The sequence below is a fragment of the Pseudomonas sp. B21-051 genome (assembly GCF_024748795.1).
Taxonomy (GTDB): Bacteria; Pseudomonadota; Gammaproteobacteria; order Pseudomonadales; family Pseudomonadaceae; genus Aquipseudomonas; species Aquipseudomonas putida_A.
Window position 1 is genome coordinate 4,536,960 of record NZ_CP087166.1, and the last position, 25,672, is coordinate 4,562,631.

Annotated in this window: 18 protein-coding genes and 2 pseudogenes; 11 read left to right on the plus strand and 9 right to left on the minus strand. The window is 61.1% G+C overall.

Annotated features, from left to right (window positions below; all coding sequences use genetic code 11):
* Window position 1 precedes the first annotated feature (1 nt).
* The 8 genes from LOY52_RS20415 to edd all read right to left on the minus strand — a co-directional run bounded on the left by LOY52_RS20415 (window position 2) and on the right by edd (window position 9,923).
* Window positions 2–847, minus strand: a complete 846-nt coding sequence (locus LOY52_RS20415; RefSeq protein ID WP_007969317.1) for a carbohydrate ABC transporter permease — start codon at window positions 845–847, stop codon at window positions 2–4.
* Window positions 840–1,748 (minus strand): carbohydrate ABC transporter permease, encoded by a 909-nt coding sequence (locus tag LOY52_RS20420; protein ID WP_007917874.1) that lies wholly within the window; start codon window positions 1,746–1,748, stop codon window positions 840–842. Before LOY52_RS20420 ends, LOY52_RS20415 begins: the two co-directional genes overlap by 8 nt.
* Window positions 1,749–1,901: 153 nt before the next feature.
* Window positions 1,902–3,203 (minus strand): ABC transporter substrate-binding protein, encoded by a 1,302-nt coding sequence (locus tag LOY52_RS20425; protein WP_007969316.1) that lies wholly within the window; start codon window positions 3,201–3,203, stop codon window positions 1,902–1,904.
* Window positions 3,204–3,321: 118 nt separating this feature from the next.
* A complete protein-coding gene (locus LOY52_RS20430) occupies window positions 3,322–4,581 on the minus strand; it encodes an AGE family epimerase/isomerase (protein WP_258675775.1) in 1,260 nt (419 codons plus the stop codon).
* A gap of 188 nt (window positions 4,582–4,769) precedes the next feature.
* On the minus strand, window positions 4,770–6,239 hold the full coding sequence (locus LOY52_RS20435) for an ATP-binding protein (RefSeq protein ID WP_202368839.1): 1,470 nt from the start codon (window positions 6,237–6,239) through the stop codon (window positions 4,770–4,772).
* Entirely contained in the window at window positions 6,229–6,960 is a 732-nt protein-coding gene (locus LOY52_RS20440; RefSeq protein ID WP_007917879.1) for a response regulator, read from the minus strand. The genes LOY52_RS20435 and LOY52_RS20440 overlap by 11 nt, the downstream gene beginning before the upstream one ends.
* 180 nt (window positions 6,961–7,140) lie before the next feature.
* Window positions 7,141–8,100 carry a glucokinase gene (locus tag LOY52_RS20445; RefSeq protein ID WP_258675776.1) on the minus strand — a complete coding sequence of 320 codons (960 nt, stop codon included), beginning with the start codon at window positions 8,098–8,100 and terminating at the stop codon, window positions 7,141–7,143.
* Window positions 8,097–9,923 (minus strand): phosphogluconate dehydratase, encoded by a 1,827-nt coding sequence (gene edd, locus LOY52_RS20450; protein ID WP_003227464.1) that lies wholly within the window; start codon window positions 9,921–9,923, stop codon window positions 8,097–8,099. Before edd ends, LOY52_RS20445 begins: the two co-directional genes overlap by 4 nt.
* Window positions 9,924–10,143: 220 nt before the next feature.
* On the opposite strand from edd, the gene gap reads away from it, so the two are divergent.
* From gap to LOY52_RS20490, 9 genes and pseudogenes are all read left to right on the plus strand, one after another.
* Window positions 10,144–11,145, plus strand: a complete 1,002-nt coding sequence (gene gap / locus LOY52_RS20455; protein ID WP_095137054.1) for a type I glyceraldehyde-3-phosphate dehydrogenase — start codon at window positions 10,144–10,146, stop codon at window positions 11,143–11,145.
* 180 nt (window positions 11,146–11,325) lie between these two features.
* Window positions 11,326–11,844, plus strand: coding sequence for an RNA polymerase sigma factor (locus tag LOY52_RS20460; protein ID WP_027612557.1), 519 nt, complete (start codon window positions 11,326–11,328; stop codon window positions 11,842–11,844).
* Window positions 11,845–11,968: 124 nt separating this feature from the next.
* Window positions 11,969–12,934 (plus strand): FecR domain-containing protein, encoded by a 966-nt coding sequence (locus LOY52_RS20465; RefSeq protein ID WP_258675777.1) that lies wholly within the window; start codon window positions 11,969–11,971, stop codon window positions 12,932–12,934.
* Window positions 12,935–13,056: 122 nt separating this feature from the next.
* Window positions 13,057–15,642 carry a TonB-dependent receptor gene (locus tag LOY52_RS20470; RefSeq protein ID WP_258675778.1) on the plus strand — a complete coding sequence of 862 codons (2,586 nt, stop codon included), beginning with the start codon at window positions 13,057–13,059 and terminating at the stop codon, window positions 15,640–15,642.
* A 112-nt stretch (window positions 15,643–15,754) separates the two neighbouring features.
* A complete protein-coding gene (locus tag LOY52_RS20475) occupies window positions 15,755–16,351 on the plus strand; it encodes a biliverdin-producing heme oxygenase (RefSeq protein ID WP_258675779.1) in 597 nt (198 codons plus the stop codon).
* 163 nt (window positions 16,352–16,514) lie between these two features.
* Entirely contained in the window at window positions 16,515–16,907 is a 393-nt protein-coding gene (locus LOY52_RS20480) for a YbaN family protein (protein WP_258675780.1), read from the plus strand.
* A 630-nt stretch (window positions 16,908–17,537) separates the two neighbouring features.
* Window positions 17,538–18,506 (plus strand): annotated as a pseudogene (locus LOY52_RS27525) (cache domain-containing protein); the annotation flags it as partial.
* A 378-nt stretch (window positions 18,507–18,884) separates the two neighbouring features.
* Window positions 18,885–19,412 (plus strand): annotated as a pseudogene (locus LOY52_RS27530) (methyl-accepting chemotaxis protein); the annotation flags it as partial.
* A 189-nt stretch (window positions 19,413–19,601) separates the two neighbouring features.
* A complete protein-coding gene (locus LOY52_RS20490; RefSeq protein ID WP_258675782.1) occupies window positions 19,602–20,948 on the plus strand; it encodes a CoA transferase in 1,347 nt (448 codons plus the stop codon).
* Between the two features lie 118 nt (window positions 20,949–21,066).
* Here the strand turns inward: LOY52_RS20490 and arcD (LOY52_RS20495) are convergent, their stop codons facing one another.
* The gene (gene arcD, locus LOY52_RS20495) at window positions 21,067–22,494 is read right to left on the minus strand and encodes an arginine-ornithine antiporter (RefSeq protein ID WP_258675783.1); all 1,428 of its coding nucleotides are present in this window, start codon (window positions 22,492–22,494) and stop codon (window positions 21,067–21,069) included.
* Between the two features lie 423 nt (window positions 22,495–22,917).
* Here arcD (LOY52_RS20495) and arcD (LOY52_RS20500) point away from each other — a divergent pair, with 423 nt between their 5' ends.
* The gene (gene arcD, locus LOY52_RS20500; protein ID WP_123588679.1) at window positions 22,918–24,345 is read left to right on the plus strand and encodes an arginine-ornithine antiporter; all 1,428 of its coding nucleotides are present in this window, start codon (window positions 22,918–22,920) and stop codon (window positions 24,343–24,345) included.
* Window positions 24,346–24,376: 31 nt separating this feature from the next.
* On the plus strand, window positions 24,377–25,633 hold the full coding sequence (arcA, locus tag LOY52_RS20505; protein ID WP_027612548.1) for an arginine deiminase: 1,257 nt from the start codon (window positions 24,377–24,379) through the stop codon (window positions 25,631–25,633).
* Window positions 25,634–25,672 lie beyond the last annotated feature (39 nt).

A 25,672-nucleotide genomic window follows, 5' to 3' on the forward strand; every position in this document is an offset into this window, starting at 1 on the left:
ATTACCCCTTGACTGCGCCGGCCGTCAGCCCGCGCACGAAATACTTGCCTGCGACCACATAGACCAGCAGGGTCGGCAGGCCGGCGATCATCGCCGCTGCCATATCAACGTTGTATTCCTTGGCGCCGGTGCTGGTATTGACCAGGTTGTTCAGCGCCACCGTGATCGGTTGCGAATCACCGCTGGAGAACACCACACCGAACAAAAAGTCGTTCCAGATCTGGGTGAACTGCCAGATCAGGCAGACCATGATGATCGGGGTCGACATCGGCAGAATGATCTGCCGGAAGATCGTGAAGAAACCCGCGCCATCCAGTCGTGCTGCCTTTATCAGCGCATCGGGAATGCTCACGTAGTAGTTACGGAAGAACAGCGTGGTGAACGCCAGACCATAGACCACGTGCACGAACACCAGGCCGGTGGTGGTGCTCGCCAGGCCCATCTTGCCAAGGGTGAACGAGGCCGGCAGCAGCACGGTCTGGAACGGCAGGAAGCAGCCGAACAGCAGCAGACCGAAGAACAGCTGCGAACCGCGGAAGCGCCAGAACGACAACACGTAGCCGTTCAGCGCGCCGATGGCGGTGGAGATGACCACGGCCGGCACGGTGATCTTGATCGAGTTCCAGAAGTAACCGTCAACCGTGGCCCAGGCCTTGACCCAGCCGATGCCGCTGACCACGGTCGGCCAGCTCAGCAGGTTGCCGGTGCTGATGTCTTCCGGGGTCTTGAAACTGGTCAGCAGCATCACCACCAGCGGAATCAGGTACAGCAGGACCGCGAGGATCAGCACCGCGTAGATCGCGACGCGACTCAGGCTGAAAGCGGGTTTGGCAGCGAGACTAGTCATTACGCTTGGTCCTCAGCTCGGAGTACAGGTAAGGCACGATGATCGCGAGAATCGCACCGAGCATCAGAATCGCACTGGCCGAGCCCATGCCCATCTGGCCGCGACTGAACGTGAATGAGTACATGAACATCGCCGGCAGGTCGGAGGAATAACCCGGGCCACCGGCCGTCATCGCCGCGACCAGGTCGAAGCTCTTGATCGCGATGTGCGCCAGGATCATTACCGCACTGAAGAACACCGGACGCAGGCTTGGCAGCACGACTTTCCAGTAGATGGTCGGCATGCTCGCGCCATCGATCTGCGCGGCACGGATGATCGACTGATCGACCCCGCGCAGGCCGGCGAGGAACATCGCCATGATGAAGCCCGAGGCTTGCCACACGGCGGCGATCACCAGGCAGTAGACCACGCGATCCGGGTCGATCAGCCAGTCCAGACGGAAGCCTTCCCAGCCCCAGTCACGCAACAATTTGTCCAGGCCCATGCCCGGGTTGAGCAGCCATTTCCACGCGGTACCGGTGACGATCATCGAGAGCGCCATCGGGTACAGGTAAATGGTGCGGATAAAGCCTTCGCGACGGATGCGCTGGTCGAGGAACACCGCCAGCAGCACGCCGATCACCAGGGTGATGCCGATGAACATGCCACCGAACACCGCGAGGTTCTTGCTCGCCACCCACCAGCGATCGTTGTCGAACAGCCGGGCGTATTGCGCCAGGCCGGCCCACTTGTAGTTGGGCAGGAACGTCGAGGTGGTGAACGACAGCACGAACGTCCACAGGATGTAGCCATAGAAGCCTACCAGCACGATGAACATGCTCGGCGCCAGCACCAGTTTCGGTAGCCAGCGCTGCAGTGCATCGAACGGCGAGGCTTTGCTGAACACAGCAACAGAACTCATGGGGAAATCCAGTACAGGGAATAAAAACTACAGTGAGATCCCTTGTGGGAGCGAGCCTGCTCGCGAAAACGGTGTGTCAGTCGACGGATGTAGCAACTGACATGACGCCTTCGCGAGCAGGCTCGCTCCCACAGGGTTCGAGCCTGCTTTTAGTTATTTGGCCGACTGAACCGCCGCACCCAGTTTCTTGGCCGCATCGGCCGGGTCGGCTTTCGGGTCGTTGATGTAGTTGGTCACGACATCAAAGAACGCGCCCTGCACCGCCAGCGTGGTCGCCATGTTGTGCGCCATGCTCGGCTGCAGGCCACCGGACTTGGCGTCTGCCAGGAAGTCCTTGGCAGCGGTCTGCGCGCAGGAGTCGAAACCGAGTTTGTCCATGTTGTTCAACATGTCGTTACGTACCGGGATCGAGCCTTTGTTGATGCTGAAGACTTTCTGGAAGTTTTCACCCAGCACGACTTTGGCGATGTCCTGCTGACCGGCCGCAGTGCCTTTGTCTTTCTGCTTGAACACCGCGAGGGAGTCGATGTTGTAGGTGAACGCCTTGTCGGTGCCCGGGAACGCTACGCACTCGTAGTCCTTGCCGGCGACTTTCTTGGCGGCGGTCCATTCGGACTTGGCCCAGTCACCCATGATCTGCATGCCGGCCTTGCCGTTGATGACCTTGGCCGCTTCCAGGTTCCAGTCCTGGCCCTTGCCGTCGGCGTCCATGTAGGTCGCGACTTTCTTCAGCTCGGTCAGCGCCTTGACCATTTCCGGGCCGGTCAGCGCCTTGTTGTCCAGATCGACCAGGGCTTTCTTGTAACCATCAACGCCCATGACCGAGAGCACCACGGCTTCGAACACGGTGCTGTCCTGCCAAGGCTGACCGCCGTGAGCCAGCGGGATGAAGCCCGCAGCCTTGAGCTTGTCGCCGGCCGCGTAGAATTCTTCGAGGGTGGTCGGGTTCTTGGTGATACCGGCCTTTTTGAAGACTTCCGGGTTGATCCACAGCCAGTTCACCCGGTGAATGTTCACCGGTACGGCCACGTAATCACCGTCGTACTTCACGGTATCGGAGACTTTCTTGTCGAGCAGGCTGTCCCACTTCTCTTCTTTGGCCACGTCTTTCAGGACGTCGGTGTCGAGCAGACCGGTGGAAGCCCATTCCTGGATGTCCGGGCCCTTGATCTGGGCGACGCCCGGCGGGTTGCCGGCAACGGCGCGGCTTTTCAGCACGGTCATGGCCGTGGCGCCGCCACCGCCGGCGACAGCGCCGTCTTTCCAGGTGAAACCGTCTTTTTCAACTTGCGCCTTGAGCACATCGACAGCGGCTTTTTCGCCACCGGACGTCCACCAGTGCACGACTTCGACCGAACCTTTGGATTCGGCAGCGGAAACACTGAGAGGCAGAATTGCGAGCGGGAACAGGGAGGCGACAGAAATGACAGTAGCGAGGCGAGAAATCGCATTCATCTGAGATGTACCTTTCTTGTTGTTATGCATGCAAGTCTGGTGCTTGCGCTGCACAGGAGTTTAAACAGGGCGATTCCCTTCGCAGGTAACGAAGGGACGCGCAAATGTCACCACATGGTTACACAGGAACAGCCCGGGATATTTGCGCCAGAGCTGTCGCCATACTCGGTGACAAGGGTAGACGAGGGATCAGTACTGCCTGCCAGGCATGATACAGATCGGGTTTGCCCGGCCAGATATCGGCGCTCGGGCGGTTTTGCGGATCGAGTTCGTGATGCCAGCTGCCGTCACAGCGATCGATGAAATGACCTTCACAGAACTCCCAGAACCGCCGGTACCAGGTTTCGTATTGCCCATCACCGGTGCGTTTGAGCAAGGCACTGGCCGCCGCGCTGGCTTCGGCATGGGTCCAATGCAAGCGATGACGCACCACGGCTTTATTGTCCCAGTCGAGGGTGTAAACGATCCCCGGCGCGCCATCGACGTCCCAGCCGTTTCGGCAATTCTGCTCGAAGAGTTTTTGCGCATCGGTCGCCAGCCAACCGGGCGTGAGCATCCCGGCCTGAACCCGCGCGGCTTCGAGGTGCAGCAGCAGCCGCGCCCACTCGAAACCGTGGCCCGGGGTGGTGCCGTAAGGGCGGAAGCCGTCAGCGGGATTGTCGTGGTTGTACTCGCGCAGCGGTTGCCAGTCGCGATCGAAATGCTCGATGACCATGTAGCCGTTGGCGGCGGCGTGACCGTGAATCACCCGCTCGACGATGCGCTGCGCACGCACCAGCCAGCGCGGATCTTCAGTGACATCGGCCAGCGCGAGGAACGCTTCGGTGGCGTGCATGTTGCTGTTGGCGCCGCGATAGGCTTCTTCTTCGCGCCAGTCGCGATTGAAGAATTCGCGCATCGCGCCCTCTTCTTCGCTCCAGAAATACGTGTCGATGATGTCGATCGCATCATCCAGCAGCGCCTGGGCGCCGGGACGTTGCGCGACCACCGCCGAGCTGGCCGCGAGCGCGACGAAGGCATGCAGATAGGCGTTCTTGCCGGTGTTGCCGTCGCGATGTTCGGCGACCGCAAACCAGCCGCCGTGCAGCGCATCCCGCAGCGGCCCGCGCAGCGCCGCGATACCGTGATCGACCAGCTCCGCAAACCCCGGCAGGCCCTGAATATGGGCCATGGCGAAACTGTGGGTCATGCGCGCGGTGTTCATGGTTTCGGCTTGCGCATGCGCCGGCAAACGGCCGCGTTCGTCGAGGTTGCCGAAACCTTCAGGCAGCTTTGCAGCCTTGGCGAATGCCAGCAGGCGCAGACCTTCGTCGGCGAGCCATTGCTGGTGGGCAGGGGCGTTCAGCCAACTGCTGAAGCCTGGGTGGAAGGTGTCCATGAGTGGCCCTTTTTTGTTGTTATGACTGCGGGCAGTCTAAACAACGGGCCGGGGTGGGCTTGTAACGAAGGGGACGGGTTTTGTCACCAAGCAGTGACATTAGAAAAGCAAAGTCAAAAGATCGCAGCCTTCGGCAGCTCCTACAGAGTACGGTGTAGGAGCTGCCGAAGGCTGCGATCTTTTGATCTTCATTCTACTGAACGCGGTAACTGCAACGTCACCCGCAACCCGCCCTCACGCAAATTCTGCAACGTCACCTCACCGCCATGGCTGTGGGCAATGTTGCGCGCAATGCCCAACCCGAGACCATAACCCTGCTGCTGCCCGGCCAAGCGAAAGTGCGGCTCGAACACCTGCTCCAGCCGCTGCTCCGGTACGCCCGGGCCTTCGTCGTCGACGTGCAGGACGAACGCGCGCTCATCGTCGTCGATGTGCAGATGCGCGTTCTGCCCGTACTTCAGCGCATTGTCGATCAGGTTGCCGATGCAGCGCTTCAACGCCAGAGGTTTGCCTGGATACGCCGCCAGCGCCTTGCCTTGCTGGGTCACGCGGCCATTGCCGTTGGGCGCCAGGTACGGCTCCACCAGACAATCGAGCACATGATTGAGATCCACCGGCTCGATGTTCTCGTGGATGTCGGTGTCTTTCACGCACTGCAGCGCGCCTTTGACCAGCAACTCCAGTTCATCCAGATCGCGGCCGAACTTGGCTTGCAGCTTCTCGTCTTCGAGCAGTTCGACGCGCAAGCGCAGACGGGTGATCGGCGTGCGCAGGTCATGGGAAATCGCGCTGAACAACTGGCTGCGTTCGGTCAGGTAACGGCTGATGCGCTCGCGCATGGTGTTGAACGCACGGCCCACTTCCACCACTTCACTGCCGCCGCCCTCGGCCACCGGCTCGACATCGGCACCCAGCGACAGATCCCGCGCCGCCCGCGCCAGACGCTTGAGCGGCCGGCTCTGCCAGTGCACCAGCAGGCCGATGAACAGCAGCAAAAAGCCGCTGGTGAGGACGATGAACCACACCTGCTGCGCCGGCAGGCCTTGCTCTTCGAGACTGGTGTAGGGTTCGGGCAACAACGAGGCGATGTACAGCCATTCGCCCGGCGCCATCTGAATCTGCGTGACCAGCACCGGCGGATTCACCGGTTCCAGGGTCAGCGCGTAATGCGCCCACGAGCGCGGCAGCTCATCGAGTTTCAGCCCCGCATTGAAGATCCGCAGATCCTCGGGGCTGACGAAGGTCACCGAGATATCGGTATCGTGGCCCAGCGACTGGCGCAACACTTCGTCCACCGCCTGAATCACCGCAGCCTTGCGCGGGGTGATCGGCAACACGTCCATACCCAGCGGTTTGTCGTTGAGCGTCACCACGAACCGGGTGCCGCCCATGCTGCGCAACTGGTCGAGCACCAGCGGCCGATACGCCACCGGCAACGAGCGAAAATAACTGACGCTGGCGGTCATCGAATGGGCGAGGCTGCGGGCGCTGGTGACCAGGCCTTCGAGCTGGGTGGCGCGCAGTTGCGAGACCCAGATCACGCTCGACAACGTCTGCGCGAACAGCACCGCCAACAGGGTCAACAGCAGCATCCGCCCGAGCAGCGAACGCGGCACCGGGACTTTGCTGGCGAGCCGGCGCAGCGACTCAGTGAGCATTGCCGGCAACCACATTGGCTGCCAGTTGGTAGCCGCTGCCGCGTACGGTGCGGATCAGGCGCGGCGGTTTTTCCGTGTCGCGCAGGCGCTGGCGCAAGCGGCTGACGGCCATGTCGACAATCCGGTCGAGCGGCATCAGGTCACGGCCCCGGGTGGCGTTGCCGATGGTGTCGCGGTCGAGGATTTCCTGCGGATGATCGAGAAACAACTTCAGCAGCGCGAAGTCCGCACCGGAGAGAATCACTTCTTCGCCGTCGGTGTGGAACAGCCGATGGCTGACCATGTCCAGCCGCCACTCGTCGAAGGCCAGCACATCGCTGCCGCTGCGTTCCTGGCCGAATTGCGCACGGCGCAGCAGCGCCTTGATTCGGGCTTGCAGTTCGCGGGGGCTGAAAGGTTTGCCGAGGTAATCGTCAGCGCCGAGTTCCAGCCCGATCACGCGGTCGGCTTCGTCGGAACTGGCGGTGAGCATGATGATCGGCACCTGCGCCTGACGCGGATGCTGACGCACCCAGCGGCACAGGCTGAAACCGTCTTCATCGGGCAGCATCACATCGAGGATCACCAGATCGCTGGGCGCCTCGTTGAGGGCCTGGCGGAAACTGGCGCCATCGGCCGTGGCCCGCACCTGAAACCCGGCGCGGGTCAGGTAGGTTTCCAGCAACTCGCGTATTTCCTGATCGTCATCGACCAACAATATCGACTTGTTGACTGAGCTCACTTCGAAGGCATCCTTGTTGTTGGAATTGGGGCGGATTATGCCTTAAGCATCGAACTTGCAAACACCACGGAACCACTGTGGGAGCGAGCCTGCTCGCGAATCGGTTTTAACACTCAACAGATCTGTTGATCTGACACACCGCTTTCGCGAGCAGGCTCGCTCCCACAATTGGATTGCATTTCAGGTCGGGATTGCTTGCTCCAGTGCCACACCGGCCCCCACCAGCCCGGAATACGGCGCCGTCACCAGCCACACCGGAATGCCCTTGAAGTAATCGCTCATGCAGCCCTTGTCGGCAAAGCTGCGGGCGAAGCCGCTTTCGACGAAGAAATCGGCAAAGCGCGGAATCACCCCGCCAACGATGTACACGCCGCCACGCCCACCGGTGGTCAGCACGTTGTTGCCGGCCACGCGGCCGAGCCAGCAGCAGAACTGCTCCAGCACTTCCTGGGCGATCGGGTCACCGGCCAGGCCGGCCGCGGTGATCGCTTCCGGCGTATCAAGCTTTGGTTCATGTCCGTCCACCGCACAGATCGCCCGGTACACACGAGGCAAGCCGCCGCCGCTCAACGCAGTCTCGGCGCTGACGTGGCCAATCTCGTTGTGGATGTGCTGCCACAGCTGGGTTTCACGCGGGCTGCTCAGCGGCAGATCGACGTGACCGCCCTCCCCCGGCAGCGCGGCAAACCGGCCTTCGCCGAGATCGAGCAAGGTGCCAACGCCCAAGCCAGTGCCCGGGCCGATCACCACCGCCGGGCGCAAAGGCTCCGGCGTGCCTTCGCAGACCACACGGAATTCGCCGGGCTGCAAACGGGTCATGCCCAGCGCCATCGCCGAGAAGTCGTTGATCAGCAGCAGTTGCTCGACCTGCAAGGTCTTGCAGAACGCCGTGCGGCTCAGGCGCCAGTGGTTGTTGGTGAATTTGAATTCATCACCACTCACCGGCCCCGCCACCGACAGGCATACCGAACCGATCGAACCCGGCGCCAGACCGAGGCCGCTCAGGTACAGGCTGATCGCCTGTTCCGGGCTGGCGTGGTCGGCTGTCGCCAGCACCTGAACCGATTGCAGCTGCTGGTTTTTCCACAACGCGAACCGCGCGTTGGTGCCTCCGATATCACCGACCAAAGCCAGTTTCAATTAAGCGTCTCCAGGGCAGAAGTGAAGGCGCTGGCGCCCTGCTCCGCCGAGCTGAAGGCCAAACGCATGAAGCCAAACAGTTCGCGACCGCTGCCGATGTTGTTGCCCAACAGGCCTTTGGCGGGTTCGCGCGCTGCAAATTCGGCGGCGTCGACCTTGAGTTCCAAAGTGCCTTTGACGCCATCGACGCGGATGATATCGCCCTCTTGCACTCGCGCCAAAGCACCGCCGACATAAGCTTCAGGGCTGACGTGAATCGCCGCCGGGATTTTCCCCGACGCACCGGACATGCGCCCGTCGGTGACCAGCGCGACTTTGAAGCCGCGATCCTGCAGCACGCCGAGGAACGGCGTCATCTTGTGCAGTTCCGGCATGCCATTGGAGCGCGGGCCCTGGAAGCGCATCACCGCGACAAAATCTTTCTCCAGCAAACCGGCCTTGAACGCATCGGCCAGATCCTGCTGATCCTGGAACACCATGGCCGGTGCTTCGACGATCTGGTTTTCCAGCGCCACGGCGGAGACTTTCATCACCCCGCGACCGAGGTTGCCTTCCATCACCCGCAGACCGCCCTCCGGTGAGAATGCACGGGCGACCGGGCGCAGGATGTTTTCGTCGAGGCTTTCGATCGGCCCTTCGCGCCACACCAACTCACCGTTATCGAGGAACGGCTCTTTGGTGTAACGGCTCAAGCCATGGCCGAGTACGGTGTTGACGTCTTCGTGGAGCAGGCCGGCTTCGAGCAGTTCGCGGATCAGGAACGACATACCGCCAGCGGCCTGGAAGTGGTTTATGTCGGCTTTACCGTTCGGGTAGACGTGGCTCAGGGTCGGCACGACTTCGGAGAGGTCGGCCATGTCCTGCCAGGTCAGCTGGATGCCAGCAGCCATGGCGATCGCCGGCATGTGCAGGGTGTGGTTGGTCGAGCCGCCGGTGGCGTGCAGCGCGACGATCGAGTTGACCAGCGCCTTCTCGTCGACGATTTCGCCGATCGGCATGAAGTTGCCGTTCTGCTTGGTCAGGCGCGTCACCTGATGCGCGGCTTCGCGGGTCAGGGCATCACGCAGCGGTGTGTTCGGATTGACGAACGACGCGCCCGGCAAGTGCAGGCCCATGACTTCCATCAGCAACTGGTTGGTGTTGGCGGTGCCGTAGAAGGTGCAGGTGCCCGGGCTGTGGTAGGACTTCATCTCCGATTCCAGCAGCTCTTCGCGGGTCGCCTTGCCTTCGGCGTACTTCTGCCGCACGTCGGCTTTTTCCTTGTTGGAAATCCCCGAGACCATTGGCCCGCCAGGGACGAAGATCGTCGGCAGATGGCCGAAGCGCAGCGAGCCCATCATCAGCCCCGGCACGATCTTGTCGCAGATGCCGAGCATCAGCGCGCCGTCGAACATGTTGTGCGACAGCGCCACCGCCGTGGACATGGCGATCACCTCACGGCTCGGCAGGCTCAGCTCCATGCCCGGCTCGCCCTGGGTCACGCCATCGCACATCGCCGGCGTACCACCGGCGAACTGGCCGACCGAGCCGATTTCGCGCAGGGCGTTTTTGATCTGCTGGGGAAAGACTTCGTACGGCTGGTGCGCCGAGAGCATGTCGTTATACGAAGAAACAATGGCGATGTTCGCCGAGTTCATCATCCGCAAGCTGTGCTTGTCTTCGCTGCCACACCCGGCCACGCCGTGGGCGAAGTTGGCGCATTGCAGCTTGCCGCGCATCGGCCCGTCGGTGGCGGCGCCGCGAATCAGTGCAAGGTAAGCCTGACGCGTGGCGCGGCTGCGGGCGATAAGCCGTTCGGTGACCTCAAGAACGCGGGGATGCATGTGTAGAACTCCAGGCTAACGGATGTGGCGACCTGATTGTCTATGCTGATCAAACGCCGTTGTTGTTGGAATGACAGACGGCTTTTTTGACCATTCGGACCAGTTGATTCAGGTCACTCGTTGTAGATAAAACAAAATATTGCCACTAAAAAGGCTTGTTTTCTATTTTTATGCGAATAATCTTGTAATTCCAACAACAAAACGACGGCGGCGCTGTTCAATGACTCTTCGAATCGCAATCAATGGTTTTGGCCGCATCGGCCGTAATGTCCTGCGCGCACTGTATACCCAAGGCTACCGACAGGATTTGCAGATCGTCGCCATCAACGATCTGGGCGACAGCGCCATCAATGCCCATTTGCTCAAATACGACACCGTTCACGGCACATTCGACGCCGAAGTGGCTCATGACAACGAAAGCCTGACGGTCAATGGCGACCGTATTGCGGTCAGCGCCATTCGCAACCCTGCCGAGCTGCCATGGGCGGCGGAAAAGATCGACGTGGTGTTCGAATGCACCGGTCTGTTCACCGACCGCGCCAAAGCGGCCGCGCATCTTACTGCCGGCGCGCGCAAAGTCATCATCTCGGCCCCGGCCAAAGGCGCCGACGCCACTGTGGTTTACGGCGTGAACCACGACATTCTGCGCCAGTCGCACCAGATCATCTCCAACGCGTCGTGCACCACCAACTGCCTGGCGCCGGTGGCGCAGGTGCTGCACCGCGAGCTGGGCATTGAAAGCGGCCTGATGACCACGATTCATGCCTACACCAACGACCAGAACCTGACCGACGTTTACCACACCGACCCGTACCGCGCGCGTTCGGCCACGCAGAACATGATCCCGAGCAAGACCGGCGCCGCTGAAGCGGTAGGCCTGGTGCTGCCGGAACTGGCGGGCAAACTGACCGGCATGGCCGTGCGCGTGCCGGTGATCAATGTGTCGCTGGTGGATCTGACTGTGCAGTTGAAGAAGGAAGCCACGGCCGACGAGGTCAACGCGCTGATGAAGGCGGCCAGCCAGCACTCGAAAATTTTGGGTTACAACACGTTGCCGCTGGTTTCCAGCGACTTCAACCACAACCCGCTGTCATCGATCTTCGACGCCAACCACACCAAAGCCAGCGGCAAACTGCTGAAGGTACTGGCCTGGTACGACAACGAATGGGGCTTCTCCAACCGCATGCTGGATAACTGCCTGGCGCTCTGCAACGCGGAGTAACCGACAACTCCTTGTAGGAGCTGCCGAAGGCTGCGATCTTTTGATCTTGTTTTAAAAGCAACATCAAAAGATCGCAGCCTTCGGCAGCTCCTACATTTGTCTGCTTCGTTCAAAACAACACTTGACCACTCGACTAGATGATAAGCATTATCATTCGCTCGAAATGGATCAGGTTCCCCCGTGAGTCAATCGCGCTTCAATCATGTCTTCCTCTCTCAGCGCACCTCGCTGCTGCGCACGATCGAGCGGATGGTCAACAACCACAGCACCGCCGAAGACCTGCTGCAGGAGACCTACCTGCGCGTCACGCGGGCGCTGAGCGAGCGCGCCATCGATCACCTTGAACCCTTCGTGTTCCAGACCGCGCGCAACCTGGCGCTGGATCACCTGCGTGCGCGCAAGATCCATTCGCGGACCATGGTCGATGACGTGCCACAGGACGTGGTGCACAGCGTCGCCGCACCCGCCAGCAGCGCCGAAGACGCCGCCCACGCCGAACAATTGCTGGAGCGCCTGAACGTGAGCCTCAGTCAACTCAGCCCGCGTCAGCAGCAGATTTTCATCCTCAGCCGCCTGCACGGGCACAGCTACCAGGAAATCGCCGACGAATTGAATGTGTCCCTCAGCACCGTGCAGAAGGAACTCAAGCTGATCATGTCGATCTGCATCGGTGTCGCCGAGCGCTTGAATGGCGACTGAGGCCAAAGGCGTTTGCTGTCATCCACAGGATCGACTGCACTGATCATCGGGCTTTGCTACCCTTGCCCGACTTTTACGCTTCACTAAAAAAACAGCCGTGCACAGACACTGCCGAGGACACACCGTGACGGACACCCACCGCCCGCCTTCGCCTGCAACGGCGCAGGACGCCGCCCGTGCAATGGACCAGGCTCTGGACTGGCTCATCGTGCTGGGCAGTGCGGACGAAAAGCAGACCCGGCAATTTCACGCATGGCTGGCGGCCGATCCGTTGAATGCCGAGGCGTTCGCCAAGGCTCAGGCGATCTGGGACGGGCCGCAAGTGGTGCAGTGTGCGCAGAGTCTCGCGGCGAAGTCTGCGAAAGTCACGTTGCTCAAACGTCTGCGTCCGCACTGGAAACCGTTGGCGACTGCTGCGGTGCTGGTGCTCGGTCTGTTCAGTTTCAGCAACCTGCCGATGCGCCTTCAGGCCGATCACCTGACCGTGGTCGGCGAGCGTCAGCGCCTGCAACTGGAGGATGGCTCCAAGGTGCTGCTCAACACCAACTCGGCATTCTCCAGCACCATCAATGACCGGCAGCGCGTGGCGCGGCTGTATCAGGGCGAAGCGTTTTTCGAGGTGGCCGCCAACCGTGCTCAGCCGCTGCAAATCGATGCCGGCCCGGTGCAGGCCAGCGTGCGCGACACCGCGTTCGCCGTGCGCTATCTGGACGGCGTTGCGCAGGTCAATGTGCAGCGCGGCGATGTCGATCTGCGTGCCACGCACAACGACGCGCGAGTGCGTTTGAGCGCCGGCGAAAGCATTCGCATCGGCCCCAACGGCTTCGATCATCCGGCCAAACTGGATACCGCCACCGACCTCGCCTGGGTTCAGGGCCGGTTAATCTTCGAGAACTGTCCGCTCGACAAGGTACTGGCCGAACTGCGCCGCTACTACCCGGGCTGGATCATCAATACCAATGAGCAGTTGGCCGACGTCAACGTTACCGGCAACTACCGCCTCGACCAGCCGCTGGACGTGGTGCGCTCCCTCGCTCACATCACCTCGGCGCGACTGCAGGAATTCCCCGCGCTGGTGATCCTCAACTAAATGAGAATTATTTTTACTCGATAGCCAAAGCCCGTTCGTCTCGTTATAGCCAATGCAATTGATTCGCATCTTCGGAGGCGAATCAGCACCTATAAAGATTCGTGCGACACGGAGCGCTATCGATGTCCTCTCGCCTTACCCGCCAGACTGCTTCCCCTTCCCGCGTATTGTCGCTGCTGACGGCCGCCATCCTCATGGTCGGCACTGCACCGCTGATGGCTGCCAGCGAACAACCGGCGCGCAACATGGGTGATTATTCGTTCTCGATCGGCCAGCAACCGCTGGTGTCGGCGCTCAATGCCTTTACCAGTGTCACCGGTTGGCAGGTCGGCTTGCCGGCAGAACTGGGTCAAGGCGTGTCGTCGCCGGGCGTGCACGGTTCGCTGCCGCCGGAGAAGGCCCTGGAGCGTCTGTTGGTGGGGACCAACCTGAGCTTCCGCAAGCTGAGTAACAATAACGTGGTGCTGGAGAAGCGCAGCTCCAGCGGCGCACTCAATCTGGATCAAGTGACCATCAGCGCCACCCGCCAGGAACAGTCGGTCAATAGCGTTCCGGCCACCGTGACTGTGCAGACCCGCCAGGATCTGGATCGCAACAACGTCAACACCATCAAGGATCTGGTGCGTTACGAGCCGGGCGTGTCCGTCGGCGGCGCCGGCCAGCGTGGCGGCATCAGCGGCTATAACATCCGTGGCATCGACGGCGACCGCATCCTGACGCAGGTTGACGGCGTCGAAGTGCCGGACGGTTTCTTCAACGGCCCGTACGCCAAGACCCAGCGCAACTACGTCGACCCGGAAATCGTCAAACGCGTGGAAATCCTCCGGGGTCCGGCCTCGGTGCTGTACGGCAGCAACGCCATCGGCGGCGCCGTCAGCTACTACACCCTCGACCCGGACGATATCATCAAGCCCGGCAAAGACGTCGGCGCTCGCCTCAAAACCGGTTACAGCTCCGCCGATGAGAGCTGGCTGAAATCCGCCACCGTTGCCGGCCGTGCCGAGCAGTTCGATGGCTTGTTGCATTTCAGCCAGCGCGATGGCCACGAAACCGATTCCTACGGCAGCAACAACGGCACTGGCCTGGCGCGCACCGCTGCCAACCCGGAAGACGTCAAGGCCACCAACGTCCTGGCGAAGATCGGCTGGAACTACAACGAAGATTCGCGTCTGGGCCTGACCTACGAGAAGTACAAGGACGATCGCGACACCGATCAGAAAAGCGCTTACGGCGGCCCGTACTTCAACGGCGCCCCGACCATACCGAATAGCGTGCTGCCCGGCGGCATGTACCAGTGGCGCACTGGCAACGACACCATCACCCGTGAGCGTTTCGGCATCGAACACTCGTTCGCTCTCGACAGTCTGCTGGTCGACAACGTGAAGTGGAGCCTTAACCACCAGATCGCCAAGACCGACCAGAGCACAGAAGAGTTTTACTACCCGATGACCCGTAAAGTGCTGCGTACCCGTGACACGATTTACGAAGAGAAGCAGTGGGTATTCGACGCACAACTCGACAAGGCCTTCGCCATCGGTGACACCGATCACGTGCTGACCTACGGCACCACGATCAAACAACAGAAAGTCACCGGCTCGCGCAGTGGCGACGGCAAGTGCCTGGCGGTCGGTCGCGGTTGCACGGCCATTGGTGCGACCAGTGCCGCTGACGTATTGGCCAAAGCCACCGACTTCCCCGACCCGACCATCAACACCTACAGCCTGTTCGCTCAGGATCAGATCAGCTGGAACGACTGGACCTTCCTGCCGGGCCTGCGCTACGACTACACCCAGCTCAAGCCGCACATCACTCAGGAGTTCCTCAACACCGTGGCCGCCGACGGCCAGGGCACCGTCAGCGACGAGAACAAGACCTGGCATAAAGTCTCGCCAAAATTCGGCCTGACCTACGCGCTGAGCGAAAACTACACCTGGTACGGTCAGTACGCTGAAGGCTTCCGCACCCCGACCGCGAAAGCGTTGTATGGCCGATTCGAAAACAACACCACGGGTTACAACGTCGCGCCGAACCCGGATCTGGAACCGGAAAAAAGCAAAAGCTATGAGACCGGTCTGCGCGGCAATTTCGAGCAGGGCTCGTTCGACGTGGCGGTGTTCTATAACAAGTACCGCGACTTCATCAACGAAGACGCTGTCACCCCCGGCTACGATGAGCTGACCTTCCAGTCGAGCAACATCAAGCACGCCACCATCAAAGGTGCGGAAGTCAAAGGTCGCCTGAATCTGGATGCGTTCGGCGCGCCCCAAGGCCTCTATACCCAGGGCTCGATTGCCTACGCCTACGGTCGCAACAACGACACCGGCGAACCACTCAACAGCGTCAACCCGCTGACCGGCGTGTTCGGTCTGGGTTACGACCAGGACAACTACGGCGGCCTGCTGAGCTGGACCGTGGTGAAGAAAAAGGATCGCGTCGACGACAGCAACTTCAAGTCGCCGGACGGCGTCAGCAGCCAGTTCAAAACCCCGGGCTTCGGCATTCTTGACCTGGCCGGCTATTACAAAGTCACCGACGACGTCACCGTCAGCGGCGGCATCTACAACCTGACCGACAAGAAATACTGGCTGTGGGATGACGTGCGCGGTTACGACAGCGTCGGCGAGGCATCGGTCACGCAACCGGCCAACCTCGACCGCCTGACCCAACCGGGTCGCAACTTCGCGATCAACCTGATCTGGGACATCTGATCCGCACGGCCCTGCGGCGCGCACTGCTCAGCGCGTCGCGGGGCTTTTTTTACGGTTTGGCACCTGCCCGTTCGTCTCGTTATCAAGCGCCTCTTTTATCAAGGACACCCCCATGACCACTTCGGAAAAAGCCCTGCGTTCACAACGCCTGAACCAGATCACCCACGAGCCGCACAGCAAGCTCGACGCGCTGGTCAAAGCTCACGCGCCGTTCGATACCCGCGCCAACTTTGCGCGTTTCGTGGTCGCGCAATACCTGTTCCAGTCAGAGCTGGTCGATCTCTATAACAACGCCGAACTGGCTGCCATCGTCCCGGATCTGCCGGCCCGTTGCCGCGCGGAAGCGGCCAAGGCTGACCTGGCGGATCTCGACACCGACATCCCGGCACCGGTGGCCGGTGCGCTGAAAAACCCGAGCAAGGCCCGCGCCCTCGGCTGGATCTTCGTCTCCGAAGGTTCGAAGCTCGGCGCTGCGTTCCTGATCAAACGTGCGGTGGCGCTGGAGCTGAGCGAAACCTTCGGCGCCCGTCACCTGGGCGAACCGGAAGGCGGCCGTGCTGAAGGCTGGAAAAGCTTCGTGCGCACCCTCGACTCCCTGCAGTTCACAGCCGAGGAAGAAGCTGAAGTCGAGCAAGGCGCAATCGACGCGTTCAACCGCTTCACCGTGCTGCTGGAACAGGCTTACGCCACAGAAGCCGAACCGGCCTGACACAAAACCTATTCCTTGTGGGAGCGAGCCTGCTCGCGAAGGCGGCAGCACATTCAAGATTAATGTGACTGATCCACCGCTTTCGCGAGCAGGCTCGCTCCCACATTGGAACTGCAACAACCTGTAAGATCTCCCTTCCGCTTCAAAAGCAACCGCCGAGCCCATGCCACAACCCGCCACCTCAAAACTCGCCCGTCTGCTGTTCGGCCTGTTGGCCTACGTCAGCCTCGGCATTGGCCTGATCGCCATCGTCGTGCCCGGCCTGCCGACCACCGAGTTCATCCTGCTCGCCGCCTGGGCCGCGACTCGCAGCTCGCCGCGCCTGAGTGCCTGGCTGGAAAACCATCGGCTGTTCGGGCCGATCCTGAGCAACTGGCGCAACGGCAAGATCATCGCGCGCAAGGCCAAGGTCAGCGCCACCGTCAGCATGCTGCTGTGCGCGACGTTGATGCTGGTGATGCTCGATCACGGCTGGCCGGTGTACCTGGCGATTGCCGGGATGAGTCTGGGCAACCTGTGGATATGGTCACGCCCGGAAGCGCTCCCCTCCTCCTGACTCACAGACTCCCCTGTGGCGAGGGAGCTTGCTCCCGCTCGGCGGCGAAGCCGTCGCAAAACCTCCGCATGCGGTGAATCGGCAAGCATGCTGGGGAGCGCTGCGCACTCCAGCGGGAGCAAGCTCCCTCACCACAACAGCCTTATCATCACCAGCTCCTCGGCGGTCATCAGGCTGAAACTTCCCTGTAATTAATCGCCTTTTCAGCACATTCCCCTGCGCAAACGTTTAGCGTCGACCGTTCGTCGGCAAGCGCCTCATGCAGTTTCGCCACGCGCCGATGAGCAATGCATGGCGCTGAATGGATTTGGCGAACCGGGTAGTTCATCCCGTGGCCACCTGCTCATTCATTCACGAGATCGCCCCATGTTCGACTCTCTTTCCATTCGCCTGAAAATCGTCCTGCTCTCCGGCCTGTGCCTGCTGGGTGTGGTTGCGCTGATCGTCGGCATGAACATTTACCAGACCAACCAGAACGACGAACTGGTCAGCAACTCCAGCAACCAGTTGCTCACTGCCAGTGTGCAGAACCTGTTGCAGGCCAAAGCCGCTGAACAAGCAGTGCGGGTGCAGAAGACCTTTGGCGAAAGCCTGACGGTGATCACTGCGCTGGCCGATCAGATCAAGGACATGCGCGTGCTGGCCGCCAAGCGTTCGCTGGACGCCGGCGCCCTGCGTGAAGAGTTGAACCAGAGCCTGAAAACCGCGTTCGAGCGCAACGACAAGGTGCTCGGCATCTGGCTCGCCTTCGAACCCAACGGCCTCGACGGCAAGGACAGCGAGTTCGTCAACGACGCCGCGCGTCAATCCAACGAAGCCGGGCGTTTTGCGACCTACTGGAGCCGCGCTGCCGGCTCGGCGCTGAACACGATCATGGTCGAAGAAGACATGACCAAGACCACCCTCAGCGTCAGCGGCACCCCGTACAACAGCTGGTACACCTGCCCTCGCGACAACAAGCGTACTTGCCTGCTCGACCCGTATGCCGACACCGTGGGCAGCAAGGAAATGTTGATGACCACCATTTCCGTGCCGCTGATCGTCGACGGCAAGGCGATCGGTGTGGTCGGCGTCGACATCGCCCTCGATGCCCTGCAAGCGGCAGCCGTGGAGTCGCAGCGCAATCTGTTCAACAACGCCGGGCACATGCTGATCGTCTCCGGCAGCGGCGTGCTCGGCGCCGACAGTTCTGATGCGACCAAGGTCGGTAAAAAGATCAGCGATACCCTCGGCGCCGACGGCAAGGACCTGCTGCAACTGGTCAGCAGCGGCACGCCGAAGATTCTCGAACAGGGCGAGCTGATTCGCGCGGTGTATCCGGTCGATCCGATTGGCAACTCACGGGCCTGGGGTGTGGTCATCGACCTGCCGAAACAGGTGCTGCTGGCCGACTCGGTCAAGCTGCAAGCGGTACTCGACGATGCACAGGAAACCGGTGTGCTCACCGCATTGGCGGTGGCTGCAGTTGCCGGTTTGATTGGCTTGCTACTGATTTGGCTGACCGCCTCCGGTGTCACACGCCCGATCAACAATGTCGCCGAGATGCTGAAGAACATCGCCAGCGGTGAAGGCGATCTGACCCAGCGCCTGAACTACAGCAAGAAAGATGAACTGGGCGAACTGGTGAACTGGTTCAACCGCTTCCTCGACAAGCTGCAACCGACCATCGCCCAGATCAAACAGAGCATCACCGAAGCGCGTGGCACCGCCGATCAGTCTTCGGAAATCGCCCGCCAGACCAGCGAAGGCATGCAGGTGCAGTTCCGCGAAATCGATCAGGTCGCCACCGCCTCCAACGAAATGAGCGCCACCGCACATGACGTCGCCAACAGCGCGTCGAACGCGGCCAACGCCGCCAAAGGCGCCGACCAGTCGGCCAAGGACGGCATGTCGATCATCGAGCGCAGCACCCGCGACATCAATCAACTGGCCGATGAAGTCAGCAAAGCGGTGACCGAAGTCGAAGCGCTGGCGGTCAACAGCGAGCAGATCGGTTCGGTGCTGGAAGTCATCCGCAGCATCGCCGAACAGACCAACCTGCTGGCGCTCAACGCTGCCATCGAAGCGGCCCGCGCCGGGGAAAGCGGTCGTGGTTTCGCGGTGGTGGCCGACGAGGTGCGCAGCCTCGCCAAGCGCACTCAGGATTCGGTGGAAGAAATCCGCATCGTCATTGAGCGCATCCAGACCGGCACCCGTGGCGTGGTCGCGACCATGCATTCAAGCCAGACCCAGGCGCACAACAACGCCGGGCAGATCCGTCAGGCGGTGGATGCGCTGGGCAAGATCAGCGATGCGGTGACGGTGATCAGCGACATGAACCTGCAGATCGCCAGCGCCGCCGAACAGCAGAGCGCCGTGGCCGAAGAGGTCAACCGCAACGTCTCGGCGATTCGCACCGTGACTGAAACCCTGACCGAGCAAGCCACCGAGTCGGCGGCGATCAGCAGCCAGCTCAATGCCCTGGCCAGTCAGCAGATGAAGCTGATGGATCAGTTCCGCGTCTAGCAAACCGCAAAAATCCCTGTAGGAGCGAGCCTGCTCGCGAAGACGGCAGCACTTTCAACATCAAAGTGACTGATCCACCGCTTTCGCGAGCAGGCTCGCTCCCACAGGGGTAAGTGTTCACCTGCCGGGATTTCATCTGGCCCGAGATTTTTTTGCACTATCATCGCCCTCTCTCCCGGAGGGCCTTCGATGACTGATTTACTCACGTCCATTCAAGTCGCACTCGGCTTGCCCCACACGCCGATTCCGTTCACCGCCAGTGGCACCCTGCCCTCGGCGTTTGCCGTCACCGACCTGGCCTGCGCCAGCATCGGCGCTGCCGGTCAGGCCGTCAGCGAACTGCTCCGGCAACAGACCGGGCACTTGCCCGCCGTGGAAGTCGATCGACGTCTGGCCTCGTTCTGGTTTGCCACCTCGTTGCGGCCGATCGGCTGGGAAGTCCCGCCGCTGTGGGATCCGGTCGCCGGCGACTATGCGACAAAGGACGGCTGGATCCGCCTGCACACTAACGCCCCGCATCACCGTGCCGCGGCTGAAAGCGTACTCGGTGCCTGCGCCGATCGCACAACGATGGCGGCGAAAGTCGCGCAATGGCGCAGTGCTGATCTGGAACAGGCGGTGGTCGACGCCAAAGGCTGCGCCGCCGAAATGCGCAGTTGGGCGCAGTGGCAACAACACCCGCAGGGATTGGCCGTGAATGCCGAGCCGCTGGTGCACTTCAGCACTGATCAGGACGAAATTCTCAAACCATGGCAGGGCTCGGTGGCGCAACCGCTGGCCGGGCTCAAAGTGCTGGACCTGACCCGCGTGCTCGCCGGCCCCACCGCCAGCCGTTTTCTCGCCGGTCTCGGCGCCAATGTGCTGCGCATCGATCCGCCGAGCTGGAACGAGCCGGGCGTCATCCCTGACATGACCCTCGGCAAACGCTGTGCGCGGCTGGATTTGCAGCAACCCGCCGATCGTGCGCTGTTCGAAAACCTGTTGAAGGACGCCGACATCCTCGTACATGGCTACCGTGCCGATGCCCTGGAACACCTCGGTTTCGGCGCCGAACGCCGCCGACAACTGGCGCCGGGGCTGATCGACGTCTGCCTCAATGCCTACGGCTGGAGCGGCCCATGGCGCAACCGGCGGGGTTTCGACAGCCTGGTGCAAATGAGCAGCGGCCTCGCCGAGGCCGGGCAGCGCTGGAAGCACGCAGACAAACCAACGCCGCTGCCGGTGCAGGCGCTGGACCATGCAACCGGTTATCTGATGGCGGCGAGTGCGATCCGGCTTTTGACGGAGCGTTTGAAGACCGGACGCGGTGGCTCGGCGCGCTTGTCGCTGGCGCGTACCGCCAAGCTGTTGATCGAGCACGAACCAGGAACGAGCGAAGCGTTACGCATCGAGGATAAACAGGATCAAGACTCGCGAGTGGAGCAGACCCCGTGGGGGCCGGCGCACCGCTTGCTGGCACCGGTGACGATCAGCGGGACGCCGCTGCAATGGGTGTTGCCCGCCACCGAATTGGGTTCACATCGCCCGTTGTGGTGAATTTGAAATCGCTATCGCGAGCAGTCTCACTCCCACATTTGAAACGCGTTCCCCTGTGGGAGCGAGCCTGCTCGCGAAGAGGCCTGCACTGACACCAACGATTCAGGATCAACCTGCCTCACAACGACAAAACCCCGCTGTACAAACCATACGCCGCCAGCCCTGCGCCGATCAGCACGCAGGCGAAAATGCCCTTCTCGACATGCGTGAACAATGGCTCGCCCTGCTCATGCTTGGCCTTGGCGAACAGCACCACCCCCGGCGCATACAGCAGCGCCGACAGCAGCAGATACTTCACCCCGCCGGCATACAACAACCACACCGCATAACACAGAGCAATCCCGCCAATCAGCAGATCCTTGGTGCGTTCGGCCGAGGCATGTTCGTAGGTTTCGCCGCGCCCGCTGAGCAACACCGCGTACGCCGCCGACCACAAATACGGCACCAGAATCATCGACGAGGCGAGGTAGATCAGGCTGGTGTAGGTACCGGCGGAGAACAGCGTGATCAGCAGAAAAATCTGGATCATCACGTTGGTCAGCCACAGCGCATTGACCGGCACATGGTTGGCGTTTTCCTTTTTCAGGAACGCCGGCATGGTTTTGTCCCGGGCCGTGGCAAACAGGATTTCCGCGCACAGCAGCGCCCACGACAACAACGCGCCGAGCAAGGAAACCGCCAGACCGAGGCTGATCAGCAGCGCGCCCCACGGCCCGACAATATGCTCCAGCACCGCCGCCAGCGACGGGTTCTGCAACTTGGCCAGTTCGGGCTGGCTCATGATCCCCAGCGACAGCACGTTGACCAGCACCAGCAGCGCCAGCACGCCGAGGAAACCGATCACCGTTGCGCGCCCGACATCACTGCGTTTCTCCGCGCGCGCCGAATACACGCTGGCGCCCTCGATGCCGATGAACACGAACACCGTGACCAGCATCATGTTGCGCACCTGATCCATCACCCCGCCGAAGCTCGGGTTGCTGCGGCCCCAGATGTCGCGGGTGAAAATGTCGGCCTTGAACGCCACGGCGGCAATCACGATGAACATGATCAGCGGCACGATCTTGGCGACCGTGGTCACCTGATTGATGAACGCCGCCTCCTTGATCCCGCGCATCACCAGAAAATGCACCGCCCACAACAGCACCGACGCGCAGCCGATGGCGATTGCCGTGTTGCCTTGACCGAATACCGGAAAGAAGTAACCGAGGGTGCTGAACAACAGGACGAAATAACCGACGTTGCCCAGCCACGCGCTGATCCAGTAGCCCCAGGCCGAGGAAAACCCCATGTAGTCGCCGAATCCGGCCTTGGCGTAGGCGTAGACCCCGGAGTCCAGCTCGGGCTTGCGGTTGGCCAGGGTCTGGAACACGAACGCCAGGGTTAGCATGCCGATGGCGGTGATCCCCCAGCCGATCAGGATCGCCCCGGCATCGGCGCGGGCCGCCATGTTCTGCGGCAGGGAAAAAATCCCCCCACCAATCATTGAACCCACCACCAGGGCGATCAACGCACCCAGTCGCAGCTTTTGCGTCGGTTGCGACATTCTTGTCTCCCTTCATTCATTTGTAACAACTATTAACTAAACGCCTGATAGCAGATGACGTTTATCAGGTAATGCCGACTAACACCCGTTTATATATAGCGACTGACGCTAACGCCTAGCACGCTAAGACAGTTTTGTGCGCGAATCCTAATAAATCAATTCTGTACTGAAAACAGATGCCCAAAATTTGCCAAAAGCTGAAAAAGAACTAGCGTGATAACTCTAAAGTAATAAGACCAATTCCCAACCACATCAGGCAAAAGCCTCTAGGACGGGCTTTCCAGGCGATAGCGTTATGCCTCCAGTTGTTTCTTAAGTCATTCATTAACAATGGAATGTGGCCATGCACTGATCTATGTCAGCTGATTAAACAGACAACAGATCTACGCTGTGAACTCTTCTCTCCTGCAATGGAGTCATGCAATGTCTGAAGCTCCCGGAAAACTACGACTCGGTGCACTGGTTGCCTTGGTAGTCGGCTCAATGATTGGTGGCGGGATATTCTCTTTGCCACAAAACATGGCCGCCAGCGCCGACGTCGGCGCGGTACTGATTGGCTGGGCCATCACCGCTGTCGGCATGCTCACCCTCGCTTTTGTCTTTCAGACCCTCGCCAATCGCAAGCCTGACCTGGACGGCGGTGTCTACGCCTACGCCAAGGCCGGATTCGGCGATTACATGGGTTTCTCGTCCGCCTGGGGTTACTGGATCAGTGCCTGGCTGGGCAACGTTGGCTACTTTGTTCTGTTGTTCAGCACCCTCGGGTATTTCTTTCCGGTTTTCGGCGAAGGCAACACGGTGGCCGCCGTCATCGGCGCCTCGGTGCTGCTGTGGGCCGTGCACTTTCTGGTACTGCGCGGGATCAAGGAAGCGGCGTTCATCAACCTGGTGACCACCGTCGCCAAGGTCGTGCCGCTGCTGCTGTTCGTGCTGATCGCGATCTTCGCTTTCAAACTGGACATCTTCACCGCCGACATCTGGGGTGTGAAAAACCCGGATCTGGGCAGCGTAATGAACCAGGTGCGCAACATGATGCTGGTCACCGTGTGGGTGTTCATCGGCATCGAGGGCGCGAGCATCTTCTCGGCGCGGGCGGAAAAACGCTCCGACGTCGGCAAGGCCACCGTCATCGGTTTCATCACCGTGCTGCTATTCCTGGTGCTGGTCAACGTGCTGTCGCTGGGCATCATGACTCAGCCGGAACTGGCCAAATTGCAAAACCCGTCGATGGCCGCCGTGCTTGAGCATGTGGTCGGTCACTGGGGCGCGGTGCTGATCAGCGTCGGCTTGATCATCTCGCTGCTGGGCGCGCTGCTGTCGTGGGTGCTGCTGTGTGCGGAGATCATGTTCGCCGCCGCCAAAGACCACACCATGCCGGAGTTCCTGCGCAAGGAAAACGCCAACCACGTACCGGTCAACGCGTTGTGGCTGACCAACGCGATGGTCCAGCTGTTCCTGATCATCACCCTGTTCTCGGCCAGCACTTACCTGTCGCTGATCTACCTCGCCACCTCAATGATTCTGGTGCCGTACCTGTGGTCGGCGGCCTATGCCCTGCTGCTGGCGGTACGCGGCGAAAGCTACGAAGGCTTCGCGGCCGAACGACGCAAGGATCTGATTATCGGCGGCATCGCGCTGATCTACGCGGTGTGGCTGCTGTATGCCGGCGGGGTCAAGTATCTGCTGCTCTCGGCCCTGCTCTACGCACCCGGCGCGATCCTGTTCGCCAAGGCCAAGCTGGAACTCAAACAACCGATTTTCACTAACGTCGAGAAGCTGATTTTCGCCGCAGTGGTCGTGGGTGCCCTGGTGGCTGCCTACGGTCTCTACGACGGCTTCCTGACCTTGTAACCCTTGATTTGTAATCTGGAGGATCACTGCAATGACCACGGAAAAAGTTAAGTACGGCGTCCATTCCGAAGCCGGCAAACTGCGCAAAGTCATGGTTTGCTCCCCAGGTCTGGCCCATCAGCGCCTGACCCCGAACAACTGCGATGAACTGCTGTTCGACGACGTGTTGTGGGTCGCCCAGGCCAAGCGCGACCACTTCGACTTCGTGACCAAGATGCGTGAACGCGGGATCGACGTGCTGGAAATGCACAACCTGCTGACCGACATCGTCGCCATCCCGGAAGCGCTGGACTGGATTCTCGAGCGCAAGGTCACCGCCGACTCGGTGGGCCTGGGCCTGATCAGCGAAGTGAAATCCTGGCTGAAAAGCCTTGAGCCGCGACACATCGCCGAATACCTGATTGGCGGCGTGTCGGCCGATGATCTGCCGGACAGCTTCGGTGGCAAGACCATCCAGATGTTCCGCGACTTCCTCGGCCACTCCAGCTTCATCCTGCCGCCGCTGCCGAACACCCAGTTCACCCGCGACACCACTTGCTGGATCTACGGTGGCGTGACCCTGAATCCGATGTACTGGCCGGCGCGTCGTCAGGAAACCCTGCTGACCACCGCCATCTACAAATTCCACCCGCAGTTCACCAATGCCGATTTCGAAATCTGGTACGGCGATCCGGACAAGGATCACGGCAGCTCGACCCTCGAGGGCGGCGACGTGATGCCGATCGGCAACGGCGTGGTGTTGATCGGCATGGGCGAACGCTCATCGCGTCAGGCCATCGGCCAACTGGCGTTGAACCTGTTCAAGAACAAGGCCGTGGAAAAAGTCATCGTCGCCGGCCTGCCGAAGTCCCGCGCCGCGATGCACCTGGACACCGTGTTCAGCTTCTGCGACCGCGACCTGGTGACGATTTTCCCGGAAGTGGTCAACCAGATCGTCGCCTTCACCCTGCGCCCTGACGAAAGCAAACAGGGCGGCATCGACATCCGCCGTGAAGAAGGCAGCTTCCTCGACACTGTCGCCGCTGCGCTAAATCTGCCGAAGCTGCGCGTGGTGGAAACCGGCGGCAACAGCTTCGCCGCCGAACGCGAGCAATGGGACGACGGCAACAACGTGGTGGCGGTGGAACCGGGCGTGGTCATCGGCTACGACCGCAACACCTACACCAACACCCTGCTGCGTAAGGCGGGCGTGGAGGTCATCACCATCAGCGCCGGCGAACTCGGTCGCGGGCGTGGCGGCGGCCACTGCATGACCTGCCCGATCATCCGCGACCCAATCGATTACTAAACGACCATCTCCCCGGCCGCACTCACCCTGTAGCGGCCG

Coding starts and splice junctions, on each gene's coding strand:
- LOY52_RS20430 (WP_258675775.1), bottom strand. CDS start 4,581: ATGGACACCTTCCACCCAGGCTTCAGCAGTTGGCTGAACGCCCCTGCC.
- arcD (WP_258675783.1), bottom strand. CDS start 22,494: ATGTCGCAACCGACGCAAAAGCTGCGACTGGGTGCGTTGATCGCCCTG.
- LOY52_RS20420 (WP_007917874.1), bottom strand. CDS start 1,748: ATGAGTTCTGTTGCTGTGTTCAGCAAAGCCTCGCCGTTCGATGCACTG.
- LOY52_RS20470 (WP_258675778.1), top strand. CDS start 13,057: ATGTCCTCTCGCCTTACCCGCCAGACTGCTTCCCCTTCCCGCGTATTG.
- edd (WP_003227464.1), bottom strand. CDS start 9,923: ATGCATCCCCGCGTTCTTGAGGTCACCGAACGGCTTATCGCCCGCAGC.
- LOY52_RS20425 (WP_007969316.1), bottom strand. CDS start 3,203: ATGAATGCGATTTCTCGCCTCGCTACTGTCATTTCTGTCGCCTCCCTG.
- LOY52_RS20415 (WP_007969317.1), bottom strand. CDS start 847: ATGACTAGTCTCGCTGCCAAACCCGCTTTCAGCCTGAGTCGCGTCGCG.
- LOY52_RS20480 (WP_258675780.1), top strand. CDS start 16,515: ATGCCACAACCCGCCACCTCAAAACTCGCCCGTCTGCTGTTCGGCCTG.
- gap (WP_095137054.1), top strand. CDS start 10,144: ATGACTCTTCGAATCGCAATCAATGGTTTTGGCCGCATCGGCCGTAAT.
- arcD (WP_123588679.1), top strand. CDS start 22,918: ATGTCTGAAGCTCCCGGAAAACTACGACTCGGTGCACTGGTTGCCTTG.
- LOY52_RS20490 (WP_258675782.1), top strand. CDS start 19,602: ATGACTGATTTACTCACGTCCATTCAAGTCGCACTCGGCTTGCCCCAC.
- arcA (WP_027612548.1), top strand. CDS start 24,377: ATGACCACGGAAAAAGTTAAGTACGGCGTCCATTCCGAAGCCGGCAAA.
- LOY52_RS20475 (WP_258675779.1), top strand. CDS start 15,755: ATGACCACTTCGGAAAAAGCCCTGCGTTCACAACGCCTGAACCAGATC.
- LOY52_RS20435 (WP_202368839.1), bottom strand. CDS start 6,239: ATGCTCACTGAGTCGCTGCGCCGGCTCGCCAGCAAAGTCCCGGTGCCG.